Raw genomic sequence first — 14,141 nt, 5'->3', positions numbered from 1 at the left:
AAAACTTGCAAAAGTTTTTCGCAAACCAAGTTTATAAATAGATGGAGTTTTTAGAAAGCAGAAGACATAGATTCATAGACTACTTATTTAAGCACTTTTGACAAACTACATATAACATCATATCGTGTCCTACAAGTTTGCCTTTGTAGGATTCTGCTACATCAACTTGAAGTTTTTCAATCTCATCATTACAAAATTCTTCAATCCCTCCACACTCTACACAGATGATGTGATCGTGGTGTAATCCGCTTGCAATTTCATAGCGCTTTCCATTCTTATCTACTTCAATAGAGCTAACAAATCCTTCTTTTTCCAAGAAGGATAAAATCCTATAGATTGATGAAATGCTTGTGTTTTTACAAGTTTTTCTAATAATCGTAAAAATATCTTCAGGACTTAGATGTCCTCCGTCTTCATAAATCACTTTCAGGATTAACTCTCTTTGCTTAGAGCTTTTTAAATTATTTTTTTTAATGGATAGATGCAATCTATCTAAAATTGTCTTGAGAGATTCTTTATATTTTTTCATTATAAAATCCTTATTGATATGTAGTTGTTGCTTGATAATGGCTATTGTATCAAAAAGAATGCAATAAATCAAAGATAAAATAAGAATTATTTTTATTTTATATTAAGTTGATATTAATTATCATTTTATAAATTAAATCAATTTTCAAAAGGAGAAAGAATGTCGGTTTTGGTTATTGGTGGTGATGAGATTACTCCCATTAAAGCAGTTCTTAAAAACTTAGGATGCAAGAAGATTACGCATTGGGATGGGAGAAAAGAAAGCGTAAATCATAAGGACTTACCACAAAATATTGGATGCCTAGTAATGCTTACGAATTTTTTAAATCATAACACAATGCGCAAATTCCGCAACGCTGCAAAGAAAAAAGAGATTCCTGTTATTTGCACTAAACGCAGTGTAAGCTGTCTGTATTGTGAATTTATGAAAACTTTTGGAGCAAATTGTAATAAAACCTGCCCTTGTGAGTAAATACTAAAACTTAATTAATTTTTTAATATTTATAACATACAATTTGTGTTTAAACTCTTATCAAAAGTCATACACAGGGAATGAAATGACACCAGAACTTTTAGAGCCACTAAACACACTAACTTTACTAATTGTTGAAGATGACTCTGTTGCCTTAGACTTGCTTAGGATTCCGCTTGAGCGTCGTTGTAAAAGAATTATTACTGCCAAAAAAGGGGAGCTTGCATTAAAATATTTTAAAAGTGAAGCAATTGATATTGTCATTACAGATGTAAAACTTGATGGCAAGTTAGATGGGATTGCTATGGTTAAAAGTATGCGAAAAATCAATCCAAATATTCCTGTAATCTTTATGACAGCTTATAGTGATGAGGAAAAAATCGCTGAAATGGTCAAACTCAATGCAACATCTTTAATTAAAAAAGCAGTGGATTTAGAAGAGCTCTTTGTGCTTTTGCTAAACATCAATAAGGGCATAAACAAAGAACAAGTTGTAGAACTTGGACAAAATGTTATTTATCGGCGCCGCGATAAGTCTATCCTAAAAGGATTTGCAGTATTTGAACTCACCGATAGAGAATGTAAAATTTTAGACTTGCTGTTGGAAAGTGATGGTTATCCTGTTACTTATGAAGAATTTCGTCAAAAAGTTTGGAATGGGCAACAAATGACAATGGATTCTTTGCGTATGCACATTAATGGCATTAGACGCAAAACTTATTATGAGTTAATCCGTAACCAATCACGCCTTGGTTACAAGCTTCAACCTATCTTAGATGAAGAAACTAAAGAATAAGACTGCAATTTTCTTAAAAACTTAATCTCCATTCTGTATAGCCCGCTCCTCCTTTAGAGTTTGCATAGCCTTTTGTAGAACACGCATTGAAACAAAATATCAAAGATGCACAAGTAAGCAGTGTTAGAACTTTTGGCATTTTATCTCCTTTAATATTTTTCAAAAATAATCACTTCATAGGAACTTTGTTTTTTAACCACAGATTTACTAGGCTGATTTGCCTTAAGTTTTTCCAAGCTCAAGCGCAACTCCTCAATCTCTCTATCTTGTTCGTCTAGCTTATCTTTAAGGCGCATAATAATATCCACGCCAGCTAGATTAACGCCTAAATCCCTAGTTAAACGCAGAATCGTTTTTATCTTATCAATATCTCTTTGAGAATACAGACGCATTTTGCCATCTGTTCTGCCCGGCTCCACAAGCCCTTCACGCTCATATTGGCGCAAGGTTTGTGGATGGATGGATAAAATCTTTGCCACAACGCTAATTAAATAAACCGGTTCATCATAACTATACATTCTCTCTCCTTATAAATATTTCTCTAACGCTTCCTTTAATGCTTCTGGAAGTGTATCGCTATTAGGAAGCACAACATTTGCTTCTAAATATAAATCGCCATAAGTTTTACTTTTGCGATTATAGCCTCCTAATTCTTTAACACGGAATCTTTGAGCATTTTTAGTGTTTTTTGGCACTTTTAGCGTGATGGTTTTGCGCAATGTTTCAATTTCTATTTTACCGCCAAATAAAGCAATCTTTAAGGGAATATCAAAAGGCATTGTCAAGTCATCGCCCTCTTGCGTGTATTGTGGATGAGGAGCAACACTCACTTTTAAGAGCAAATCACCGCTTTGCCCTCTTATGCTATTTCCTTTGCCTTTTAGACGAATGGTTTCTCCGCTTTTCACCCCAGCTGGAATTTTAATGTCATAACTATTATTTTGGATATTAACATTATGCAAGCCCCCCAAAAGAGCAGTTGTAAATGGAATCGTAATTTGCGCATTAACATCAAGATTAGAACTTCTTGCATTTCCAAAACTACCAAAATTTCCAAAACTACCTCCCCCAAAACCGCCTTGTGCAAATCCTCCTCCAAAAATCTGACTTAAAATGTCATCTAAATTCATATTACCATAAGAGCGTCTAAAATCGTGAAAGTTTTGCCCACCAAACATAGAATCGCCAAATTGATCGTATTGTTTGCGTTTATTTTCATCGCTTAAAATTTCATAAGCTGCATTCACTTCTTTAAATTTATCTTCTGCTCCGGGTTCTTTATTGATATCAGGATGATATTTGCGCGCAAGGCGACGATAAGACTTTTTAATCTCATCTGCGCTTGCATTTTGCGCAACTTCTAGTGTTTCATATAGACTTTTTGACATTTGCTTTTTTCCTTAAAATTTATAACTTTTAGTGTATTATATTATAAACCTTTAGCTTATGTCAATCAACTTTATTTTACATTTTTGAAATGTTATAATTCTATTTTTGGAGAAAATTATGCAACATCCGCTATTATCACTAAGCGCAAGTGCAGGAAGTGGAAAAACTTATCAGCTCACAAGGCGTTATTTAAATCTTTTGCTACAAGGTGCAAAACCTGCAAATATCCTGACTTTAACCTTTACAAAAAAAGCCGCAAAGGAAATGGAAGAACGCATCACGCATAACCTTGAAGAACTTTATCATAATAAAAATAATAGAGATTATATAAAAAAACTTGAGCTTATTAATATAAATGATAATGCGAAGGAGGAGGATTGGAAAGCCATAGAGGATAAAATCCATCGCATTTATAAAAGTTTTTTAGAGCAGGATTTAAAAATCACCACTATTGATGCGTTTTTTCAAAAGATTTTAAAAAGTTTTTGTTGGTATGTGGGAGTGGAATATGATTTTAAGGTCCAAGAAGAGGATTTTAATGCCATTTCTGAAATTTTTTTAAACACTTTGGATTCTGCAAGTTTTGATGCCATTTTAGAATTATGTTATTCCACCAAACAGACTTTAGATTCCTTATTGCAACTCTGCATTTTTTTAGATGCCTTTAAGGAATCATTAAATCGCAATCTTTTTGTGCGTAATTTGATAAAATCCCGAGGCAAAGATTATAAACAGCAAGCAATGTATTATGCAAATAGACTTAAAAATACCTATTATGAAACCTTTGAAGAGATAGCAAAAAGCCTGCAATTTAATGATTTTGAAAGTTTGTTAGATAAGGGTAAAACTTGGCTTACAAAAGAAAAATTAGAAGATTATAAAAGGGATAAATTTGCACAAGTGCCTTTTAATGCAGAGGATTTCGCACTTTTAAAAGATTCCCTTCATTCTTATTTTTTAAAAGAGGAATCACAATATCTCCTTATGCTTTATCAAATTTTTAAACATTTCTTAAAGGCAAAAGAATGCTATTACCAACAAAGCAATTCCTTAAGTTTTAACGCAGTGGCTTCTAAAGTGCATAAGCTTTTAAAGGAAAATTTAATCCCTAAAGATTTCTTGTATTTTCGGCTTGATAGCACACTTAATCACATTTTAATTGATGAATTTCAAGACACAAGCATTTTGCAGTATTCTATTCTTGAACCGCTTATTAAGGAAATAAAATCTGGAATTGGACAAAAAAATTTCACGCGCAGTTTCTTTTATGTGGGCGATGTAAAGCAATCCATTTATCGCTTCCGCGGCGGAAATCCTAAGCTTTTTAAAATCGCAAGTGCTGGAATGGAGCATTGCAACTTAGAGTTTAATTATCGCAGTGCTATTAGCATTGTAGAGTTTGTTAATCACACCTTTAAAGATGAGATTGAGGATTTTATCCCGCAGATTCCAAACTCCAAGCACACAGGATTTGTAAGTGTAAAAAGCTATGAAAAAGATGTGCTCTATCAAGGTGTGCTAGAAACTTTACAAGCGCTTAAAGCAATGGGTGTTAAAGAGGATTCCATTGCGATTTTAGTGTTTGATAATAATGCAGTTGTAGAGCTAGCGCAACTTTTACAGAAGCAAACATATAAAGTCGTAATTGACACGAGTGCTAGGCTAGTAAATCACAATGAAGTGCGTGCAATTTTAGAACTCTTAAAATATATCACTACGCAAAATGTGCTTTACAAAAATGCTTTTTTTATGCTTTTAGGATTAAAAAGGGATTCTGCATTTGAAGTTTTTCTGCAAAGCATACAGAGTGTAAAAACCCCTTCACAGCTGATTTTAAAAATAATGGAGCGTTACCATATCGCAAGCTTGAGTAGCAAAAAATTCCTAGAATCCACACTAGAATACCCTACCCTTACGGAACTTTTAGAAAACATTGGAAAAAAATCTTTAGACATAGTTTCTAGCGATGCTTCTGGAATCCGTATTATGACAATCCATAAATCTAAGGGATTAGAGTTTGAAAATGTTCTAGTTGTGGATAAAGCAAACCGCAATAATACACAGCATTCCAAAGTGTTTTTTGATTTTGACACAAATGGAGTAGATATTAAACAGATTTTTCAATATAGCAATCCTGTGCGTCAAAGTTTAGATTCCAACTACGCCAATGCCCTTGCTAAAGAAAAAGCACTAGAAGCAAAGGATTTAAAACATCAGCTCTATGTTGCCCTAACGCGCGCTAAAGAAACAATGCATATTTTAAAACTTAGTGAAAAAGGGGCTTTTGTAGATTTAAACTTACAAGATTCCACTTATGGAATCCTAGAAAAATCTAACATTTTGCCCAAAACAACTTCACAAGATATGCCAATGCTAAATCAAGAATTTAACAACATCATTAAAGAAAAACCTAGTTTAGAAAATCAAGGACGCCAAAGAGATATTCAAACTTCAACTTCCCCACAATACGCACACAATCTCAAAGGAATCTATTATGGAATCGCTTTGCACTTTGCGATGGAACAAAAGCTAAAATTTAACTTAAATGATACCCTGCTCTTAGAAATTCTAAATAACAAAGTTGGATTTTATTTAGATTTTACAGAATTAGAAAAAATTGTTTTGCGTAGTAATTTAGTCTTAAAAAATCAAAATTTTATTGAAATTGTAGCTAAAGGCAAGGTAAAATGCGAAATTCCTTTTTTGTCAAATGGCAGAGAAAAACGCCTTGATCTTTTAGTTGAAGGAGAAAATTCCGCTTGGATTGTGGATTATAAAAGTGGCGAGCAAGAGGATTCCCACGCAATACAAGTGCGTGAATATATGGAATCTGTGCAGCAAATGCTACACAAAAAAACTTATGGCTATGTTTTTTACACCCAAGAAGAGCAAGAAGGAAAACTTATTGAAATTATATAAAGGAAAAGTATGGAAGCAGAAAATAAAAGCGGTTTTTTAGCCACACTTGGCAAAATCACACGGAGTGAGTCTTTTGCTGGCATCTTATTACTTTGTTGTGCGGTGTTAGCGATGATTGTTGCAAATTCTCCGTTAAGTGAAGGGTATGCAGCACTTTGGAAAATGCAATTTGGCTTTACTCTCAATAACACATTTATTGGAATGAGCTTAGAACATTGGATTAACGATGTTTTAATGGCGTTTTTCTTTTTGGTTGTAGGTTTAGAAATTAAGCGTGAAGTGCTTTTTGGCGAGCTTGCAGGATTTAAAAGAGCGGCATTACCTATTATCGCGGCACTTGGAGGAATGGTAGGACCGGGGCTTATTTATATTGCTTTAAATGGTGGCACACCATCCGCACACGGATTTGGGATTCCTATGGCAACAGACATTGCCTTTGCGCTTGGTGTTTTAGCAACTTTAGGCAAGCGTGTTTCAATCTCTGTGAAAGTTTTTCTAGTTTCTTTAGCCGTTGCGGATGATTTAGGGGCAATTATCATTATCGCCGTGTTCTATTCAAGCGGAATCTCTTTAGGTTGGCTTGCCATAGCCGCTGGAATTGTAGTTTTGCTTATTATCTTAAACAAACTTGGGGTAAAAGCACTCACGCCTTATATGCTTTTAGGCGTGTTGTTATGGATTGCAGTGCATAGTTGTGGGGTGCACGCAACAATTGCAGCAGTTGTGCTTGCTTTTACAATCCCTGTTGCGCCAAAAATTGACACGATGCGCTTTATGGAAAAAATCACAAAAATCGTAGATCACTTCAAGCAAGCAGAAAAGGAAAAAGATGGAATCCTTTTGCAAAATGAGCAAGTCCACGCATTAGATGAAATTAGCAAGCAAAAAAAAGCGGTGCAAAATCCTTTATTACGCTTAGAACACGCACTTGCGCCTTATAGCAGCTTTGTGATTATGCCCATTTTTGCCTTTGCAAATGCGGGGGTTACTATTGGCTCAAATATTGATTTTAGTGTGGATTATGTCTTTCTTGGAATCTTTTTAGGGCTTGTAGTTGGTAAACCTGTGGGGATTTTCTTATTCACATTCTTAGCAGAAAAATTAGGAATCGCAACGCGTCCAACAGGTGTAACTTGGACAGAAATCTTTGGTGCAGGTGCATTAGGGGGAATTGGATTTACAATGTCAATGTTTGTAACAAACCTTGCCTTCTCTGGCGAACACGCACTTATTGCTACTAATGTTGCGAAAATCTCTATTTTGATTTCCTCCCTAACCGCTGGGATTTTAGGGGCTATCTTTTTCCTTGTGCGTGATAAAGTTACGCACCATTAAGAGCTTTTGCTCTTAATTTAAATTTTTTAAAATTTTCTCTATTTTTAAAGTTGCCTCTATGGCTTTACAGATTTTTTCTAAATGCTCTAACTCCGCCCTAGAACAAGTGTAATCATTTCTATAACTTAACCATTTTTCAATCACTTTATATCCACCAATGGTGTAATGATAGACTTCGTGGTTTACTTCTTTTAAACATAAATCCTCATTAAGAATAATAGAAGAATCTACAAAACGCTCTTTGGCGTTTAGTTTTTCTATTGTATAGCTTGGTTGTTTTGTTGTAGGGCTTCTAAAATCTAGCATAATGCTAGAATCTTTTAGCAATGTTTCTAGCAATGGAGAGTCTTTTAATAGGTGTAAATAAACAAGTTTTTCACCTAAATCTTGTAATGTTTCAAATTCCTTTTGACTCACTTCAAAATTAATGCGCGGAAATCCTATTTGTAATTCCTCTGCATATTTTTCTCTAAAGTTTGGATTATAAAGCGTGGCATAAATGTAATAAAAAATCTGTTCTGGGGTTTTATTTTTTAGATTTTTTTTAGATTTAGAATATTTTAAAAAATCATCTGTGAAATTCACGCTTTTTTCCAATTTTTCATCTTGAGATTCCATATCATAAAGGGGGGCTACATAACATTGTCCGCCATTGTAATGAATATCAGTGAGTAAATGCGTAACAAAAGGCGCATCATAATATCCCCAATAATCTTTTGTAAAACACAAGCCTAAATTTTCACCCAACATAAAATGTTTTGATGCTTTTGCCGATGGAGTTCCCCAAAATCCTCTGCTTTTTCCGCTAAAAAATGTGTATCGCACATCAAAAGGACGATAGGCGATTGTTTGAATTTTAGATTCCATAGTTTCCTTGTGCTCTATAACATCAGCCTTCGCTCTTTCTATGCTCCAATCCCTAGTATCTTTTTTGAGCTGGTATTTATGGCGAATCTTTTGAGTATCTAGCTCCATAAAATCTTGCAGCACATCTCTTAAGTGTTGCTCATTAAAATGCAAGCAAATTTTATCCCGCTCCGATTTATTTCCGCTCCTATAAATTTTAAAGATTGCTTTAGTATCGCCCAACGCCTTATCCTCACCTAAAGCCCAAAAGTTTTTATAATTTGTGGAATCCAAATTGCGTGGGATAAACCAATAAAAAGGTGCTTCACATTTTAAAGCATTCCACGCAATGCTTTTTAATCCTTGCTGTGCGATTTTGTTTAGTAAGGCGTATTTTTCTACCCTTTTATAAATTGCATTTTCGTGCGTGGAGTAGTAGAAAACTTGCGATTCTCTTTTTTCTTTATGTTTAATAAAGAGTGATATGCACACACCTATGCGTATGTCAAAAACATTTTCATCATTTTTTTCATCTTTTTCATTATCTCCGTGAAGATTAATGATATAGATAGTGTCAAAGGAATTAAAAAGAGATTCGCGCATTTTGCGATGTGTGCGCCCCCATATAAAAGAATTTGGCGTAATAAAACCCATAAGTCCATAATGTGTGCTGTCATTAAATAAGCTTAGAGTAGAAGGGTTTGTTCGCTCTAAAAGCTTCCATTGCGCAAAGCGGATAAATTTAATGTAATCATTGTTTAAAGGCTGAATGTTTTGCTCTTTTAAGCCAAGTTTGTAAAGATTGTGTAAATTAATAATTTCTAAAAGATTGTTTTTAGAATTTTGATAATAAGGCGGATTTCCTAAAATCACCAAAACTTCCTCTGTGTGCTTAATGCTATGCGCTTTTTGCTCCTGTTCTTCTAATAAAAAGAGTGGCATAGAGATTTGTAATTTTGCTTGTGTGCTTAAATCTAATGTGTTTGTCAAAAAAATTTGTAATTTATTTGTTTCATCTAGCACATCAAATCCGCGCGCTTTAAGAATGGCTGAAAGTTTAATATGCGCTACAATATAAGGAACAAAGCTAATTTCAAAACCATAAATGTCTTTTAAAAATTTTTGCTTTATTGCATCATTTTTCCAAAAGTGTGATTTTTCTTCTTCTAAAATAATTTCAAACACTTTTGCTAAAAAACTTCCCGTCCCTGTGGCAAAGTCTAAAACCTTAACCCCCTCTTCTAAAAACCCCCTTTTCTTATCAAATTCACTCTTTAAAAGAGAATGCAGGCTTGAAGTGATGCAATTTACAATAGATTCTGGCGTGTAGAACACTCCACCTTCCTTACGCTTCTCGCTTCCGCGCAAATCATCATAAGCCTTTAAAAAATCTTCATAAAGATAAATTGCAATGGATTCTATTTGCGTGTTTAACATTTTTGCAATGGCAGCTCTATCAATGAGCGCGATTGTTTTTTTAATATTTTCTAACGCATAAGCAATGGGGGCTGGAATGTGAAAAGCAGGAATGGAAAAATAAATAAACTCGCTTAAAATTTGAAATTCCTTTGGCAGAAGTGCCACAATACTATCAATGCTAATTGCCTCAAGTTTAATAGTGTCTTTGTGATTGTTGCTTTCTAAATGCGCCACAAGTAGCCCATAAACAACACTTTGTCCTAAAATATCACAAAACTCTTCAATGCTAAAATCATAAAGCATATCCCTAAAACCATCAAAAGTTTTTTCAAAATATCTATGAAAAGTTGAAAATGGGGTTGTTTGATAAAACTCCCTAGTCTTTAATCCTAAATAAAAACTCTGTGTTGATAGCACTTTTATAAGCTCTTGTTTAGTGGTAATATTTGCGTGTGTAGAATGAAAAAAGTCAGATAAAAGCGTTGAAAATTTTTGCACAACTTCAACATCTAAAATATTGGAATCGTGTGTAAAAAGATTAGAATCCATACCATAAGGAAACAAAAGCACATCAGCAATCACCTCTCCAAAATTAATTAAAATAAAGCGATTGTAATCTGTCAGTAAAATATTGGGACAAATGCTTAAATATTTATGGATTTGACTGCTTTTTAACTCTTTTTCTAGCTTTTTGCCCCACTCTTTGCACTCTATAAAGCCAACTAAAGCATTGTAAGTGAGTGCATCTTTAGAATCTACTTGTTTATACACTTTAAAATCAGGACGAATATCCCCCTGCCCTACTTCTGCCTTTGGCTCTTGTATCACGCGGATAAAATCTTCTTTTAGAGCATTAAGAAGATTTTGGAGTTGCGTGCGATAGCTATGCTCATTTGAACGTTTAAGATTAGCTGTTTCTTGCAAAGCATTCTTATAGGCTAAAATTTTTTCTAAAACTTCATTGTATAACATCACTTTTCCTTATTTCTCTAAAATTACTCCGCATTCTAAATGTTTTGTATGGGGAAACTGGTCAAAAAATGCTGCGTGTCTAATATGATGTGTTTTTTTAAGAATCTCTAAATCTTTCCCTAAAGTAATTGGATTACAGGAAATATAAATGATTTGTTTAAAACGCTTTAAAAACTCGCACACTTCCACTCCAAGCCCACAGCGTGGAGGATCTACAAAGACGCTACTAAAATTAAACGCACTTAAATCAATGTGCCTTAGGCGATTAAACTCTCTTATACCATTTAAGGCTTCAATGCACTCTGCCCCACTTAATCGCACGCAAAAAATATTTGGAATCTTATTTTTCTCACAGGCAAATTTTAACGCATTTATGGAAGTTTTAGAAATTTCAGTGGCTAGGATTTTATCAAAACAAAAGGATAAAGGGATTGTGAAGTTTCCACAGCCACAATACATTTCTAGCAAATCCCCGCCCCCCTTCAAATGCTTTAAAACCCAAGCAATCATTTGCGCATTTATTGCAGTATTTGGCTGACTAAAAGCCCCTTCATTATAGCGATAATAAAACCGCTTCCCTAAAATCTCTAGCGTTTGTGTTAAATAATCCTTCCCTAAAACTAACTTCACACCACGCGAACGCCCTACAATCTCAAAATGGAATCCTAAATACTCTTTTAGCCTTGTTGCTAAAACTTCTGCGTCTAAAAGCCAAGATTTTTCTAATTTTTTGTGGTAAATTAGCGTTAAAAGTAAGGTGTTATTTTGACTTGCGAGAATCTCTAAGCTAAATAAACGCTCTTTAAATGCACCAAATTCTTTGGCGTTAAAAATTTTTAAAAGAATGGGCAGTGTTTTTTGGATATTTGGCAAAAGGTTTTGACAATTTTTAATTTTCACAAAGCGTTCTTTTTCTCCGCGCATTGTGTAAAAAATCTCCCCATTATCGTGGTAGATTCCAAGCTCTGCACGCCCTCTAAAATGCGATTGCTCACTTTTAAAAACTTCAAAATCTTTAAAGCTTAAAAGACTAGAAGCAAAAGCAATTTTGGATTCCAATGTCGCCCCAACACAACCCCCACATTTGCCCAAATATTCACAAACTAACGCCATTGCTATCGAAAGCTTTGCACTAGATTTATTGTTAAGAGATTAAAACCATCTACTAAAATAAAAATTAGAATCTTAAAGGGCAGAGAAATCATTGTGGGTGGTAGCATCATCATACCCATTGCCATTAAAATGGAGCTAATGACCATATCAATGACTAAAAAAGGCAAGTAGAGCAAAAAGCCAATTTGAAAGGCTGTTTTCATCTCACTAATAATAAAGGCAGGCAATGCAATGCTTAAAGGCACATCTTGTGCGGTTTGTGGGTTTTCAAGGTTGCGGATTCTATAAAAAAGAGCTAAATCCTTTGGGCGTGTGTTACGCATCATAAAATCCTTAAAAGGTTCTGAAGCAAGCAAAAACGCCTCATCATAAGGAATCTCTTTTGCAATATAGGGTTTTATACCTTTTTCATAACCTTCTTTTGCCACAGGCTCCATAATAAATATTGTTAAAATTAACGCAAAAGAAACTAAAAGTTGCGTGGGTGGGGATTGCTGTGTTCCCATTGCAGTGCGCAAAAAAGAAAGAACGATTAAAATCCTAGCGAAGCTTGTTGCCATTAAAATCAAAGACGGAGCTAAAACAAGTAAAGTTAGAATCGCAACGATATTTAATGTAGTAACTAAATCTCCCGGTTCTGTGGGCGCACTAAGGGTTAAATCAATGGTAGGAATCGTAGGGGTTTCAGGGGCTGCAAAAAGCGCAATAGCTCCAAAGCATAAAACAAAAACTAAACGCAGCACTTAAGGAATCCCTACTACATTGGCATCTCTTAGCCTTATTGCTTCGTTATTTTCTAATTCTTTTTTTTCAATGATTTGTTCTAAAATGCTTTGCCTTCTTTGCAAATGTCTGTCATCTGGATAGAATCTAAACTCTACGCGACGATTTCTTTGACGATTTTCTTCGCTAGTGTTTGGCACAACAAAATTTGTTGCACCATTACCAAATGCTGTCATTTTCTTTGGATTGACACCATTTTCTAGCAGCACTCGCTCTACCCCAAGTGCTCTAAGCGCACTTAGCCCAATGTCATCTTTATATTTTGGTGTAGGAGCAATGGAGCGATTATCGGTGTAACCAATCACATCTAAGTGCAAATTAGAAGGCATTTTTTGCAAAATTAATGCAAGCCGTTTAAGAAAGAGCATTTCATCAGCATCATTAAGTCCCGTTTCATTCTCATCAAAGAGTAATTTTCCATTAAAGCGTAAAATAAAACCTTCACTTCCATCATCAATGATATTAGAAGGACCTAAAGAAGTTTTAATATTTTCCTTAAAGTCTAAAATTGTGCTTTCAATTAAGCGCACTTCTTCAGCACTCTCTGGCTCCACGGTAATATCTGCTTGTTGTTGGATTCTTGTGTTATCTGGTTCAATTTTAATTCCACCGCTAAGTAGCGATAATGAACCTTTTAAACTAGATTCCGCTTCTGTAAGCTTTTTTGCATCAAAGGTAACCATTGACAAAAGCAGAATAAAGAAAGTAAGAATAAGCGTAACCATATCCCCATAAGTCCCTATCCAAAGTGGCAGGACATTAGGGCAATCACAAGGAGGACAGCGTTTTGCCATTTTCTACTCAAATTGGCTAACGCGTTGATTTGGCGGTAAGAAAGTTAGCAATTTCGCTTCAAGCGCGCGTGGATTATCGCCGGATTGAATGGACATAATCCCTTCAATAATAAGAAGCTTTACTAATGCTTCATCATTAGCGCGAACCATCAAAATGTTTGCAATAGGAGAACCCACAATATTTCCAATAAAAGAACCATAGAAAGTTGTAAGAAGCGCAACTGCCATTGCAGGACCAATAGAAGCAGGATCGGACATATTTAAAAGCATTGCAACTAAACCAATTAATGTTCCAAGCATTCCATATGCCCCCGCATATGCTGCCCAAGTGTCAAAAATGCCGGCATTTGACTTATGGCGATCTAATGTCCTATCCATATCCGTTTCTAATAAATCGCGAATGCTATCAGGTTCAGCACCATCAATTGCCATATTTAACCCGCGCTTTAAAAACTCATTTTCTTCTTGATTGGATTGTTGCTCTAGTGATAAAATCCCATCACGCCTCGCTTGTGTAGAATAATCCACAAGCTTTTTAATCAGTGCTGGAACATCAAAAGTTTGTGGCTTAAAAGCAATCATGAAAAAAGCAAATGCCTTTTTCATACTCTCCATTTTGTAACCAATTAACAAGCTTGTAATAGAGCCACCCACTGTAATTAAAATGGAAGGAATGTCGAAATAAGGACCAATCCCTACCCCCAACATCATCGCAGTTCCAAGCAAAATAAGAGATAATGACATCCCTACAACTGTTCCTAAATCCATACTTTTC

13 protein-coding genes are annotated in these 14,141 nt (G+C 34.8%); 4 read left to right on the top strand and 9 right to left on the bottom strand.

What is annotated here, in order from left to right; genetic code table 11:
• Nucleotides 1–79 precede the first annotated feature (79 nt).
• Nucleotides 80–529 carry a Fur family transcriptional regulator gene (locus MRZ19_RS04205; protein WP_291030649.1) on the bottom strand — a complete coding sequence of 150 codons (450 nt, stop codon included), beginning with the start codon at nt 527–529 and terminating at the stop codon, nt 80–82.
• A 159-nt stretch (nt 530–688) separates the two neighbouring features.
• Between MRZ19_RS04205 and MRZ19_RS04200 the strand changes: the two genes are divergently transcribed.
• Both MRZ19_RS04200 and MRZ19_RS04195 read left to right on the top strand, forming a co-directional pair.
• Nucleotides 689–1,000 carry a DUF2325 domain-containing protein gene (locus tag MRZ19_RS04200; RefSeq protein WP_291030647.1) on the top strand — a complete coding sequence of 104 codons (312 nt, stop codon included), beginning with the start codon at nt 689–691 and terminating at the stop codon, nt 998–1,000.
• An 85-nt stretch (nt 1,001–1,085) separates the two neighbouring features.
• The gene (locus MRZ19_RS04195) at nt 1,086–1,796 is read left to right on the top strand and encodes a response regulator (protein WP_291030645.1); all 711 of its coding nucleotides are present in this window, start codon (nt 1,086–1,088) and stop codon (nt 1,794–1,796) included.
• A 13-nt stretch (nt 1,797–1,809) separates the two neighbouring features.
• Here the strand turns inward: MRZ19_RS04195 and MRZ19_RS04190 are convergent, their stop codons facing one another.
• Genes MRZ19_RS04190 through MRZ19_RS04180 form a run of 3 tightly spaced genes read right to left on the bottom strand, consistent with a single transcriptional unit; the run spans nt 1,810 to nt 3,184 of the window.
• Nucleotides 1,810–1,935: a hypothetical protein gene (locus MRZ19_RS04190; protein ID WP_291030643.1), complete on the bottom strand. Its 126-nt coding sequence runs from the start codon at nt 1,933–1,935 to the stop codon at nt 1,810–1,812.
• Nucleotides 1,936–1,945: 10 nt separating this feature from the next.
• Complete coding sequence (locus MRZ19_RS04185) at nt 1,946–2,314, bottom strand: helix-turn-helix transcriptional regulator (RefSeq protein WP_291030641.1); 369 nt, start codon at nt 2,312–2,314, stop codon at nt 1,946–1,948.
• A gap of 9 nt (nt 2,315–2,323) precedes the next feature.
• Entirely contained in the window at nt 2,324–3,184 is an 861-nt protein-coding gene (locus tag MRZ19_RS04180; protein WP_291030639.1) for a DnaJ C-terminal domain-containing protein, read from the bottom strand.
• Nucleotides 3,185–3,302: 118 nt separating this feature from the next.
• Here MRZ19_RS04180 and MRZ19_RS04175 point away from each other — a divergent pair, with 118 nt between their 5' ends.
• Nucleotides 3,303–6,104, top strand: coding sequence for a RecB-like helicase (locus MRZ19_RS04175; RefSeq protein ID WP_291030637.1), 2,802 nt, complete (start codon nt 3,303–3,305; stop codon nt 6,102–6,104).
• 9 nt (nt 6,105–6,113) lie between these two features.
• Nucleotides 6,114–7,439: a Na+/H+ antiporter NhaA gene (gene nhaA, locus MRZ19_RS04170; protein WP_291030635.1), complete on the top strand. Its 1,326-nt coding sequence runs from the start codon at nt 6,114–6,116 to the stop codon at nt 7,437–7,439.
• A 12-nt stretch (nt 7,440–7,451) separates the two neighbouring features.
• Here the strand turns inward: nhaA and MRZ19_RS04165 are convergent, their stop codons facing one another.
• From MRZ19_RS04165 to MRZ19_RS04145, 5 genes are read right to left on the bottom strand one after another with little or no spacing between them, the layout of a single operon-like run.
• On the bottom strand, nt 7,452–10,676 hold the full coding sequence (locus MRZ19_RS04165; protein ID WP_291030633.1) for a type ISP restriction/modification enzyme: 3,225 nt from the start codon (nt 10,674–10,676) through the stop codon (nt 7,452–7,454).
• A gap of 9 nt (nt 10,677–10,685) precedes the next feature.
• The gene (trmA, locus tag MRZ19_RS04160) at nt 10,686–11,789 is read right to left on the bottom strand and encodes a tRNA (uridine(54)-C5)-methyltransferase TrmA (protein ID WP_291030631.1); all 1,104 of its coding nucleotides are present in this window, start codon (nt 11,787–11,789) and stop codon (nt 10,686–10,688) included.
• 2 nt (nt 11,790–11,791) lie between these two features.
• Complete coding sequence (gene fliP / locus MRZ19_RS04155; protein WP_291030629.1) at nt 11,792–12,532, bottom strand: flagellar type III secretion system pore protein FliP; 741 nt, start codon at nt 12,530–12,532, stop codon at nt 11,792–11,794.
• Complete coding sequence (locus MRZ19_RS04150; protein ID WP_291030627.1) at nt 12,533–13,366, bottom strand: OmpA family protein; 834 nt, start codon at nt 13,364–13,366, stop codon at nt 12,533–12,535. It lies immediately after the preceding gene.
• 3 nt (nt 13,367–13,369) lie between these two features.
• On the bottom strand, nt 13,370–14,134 hold the full coding sequence (locus MRZ19_RS04145; RefSeq protein ID WP_291030625.1) for a MotA/TolQ/ExbB proton channel family protein: 765 nt from the start codon (nt 14,132–14,134) through the stop codon (nt 13,370–13,372).
• Between the last annotated feature and the right edge of the window lie 7 nt (nt 14,135–14,141).

The organism is Helicobacter sp., from assembly GCF_022770205.1.
In the GTDB taxonomy this organism is placed as follows: Bacteria; Campylobacterota; Campylobacteria; order Campylobacterales; family Helicobacteraceae; genus Helicobacter_D.
This window is presented reverse-complemented; position numbering and strand designations above follow the sequence as displayed.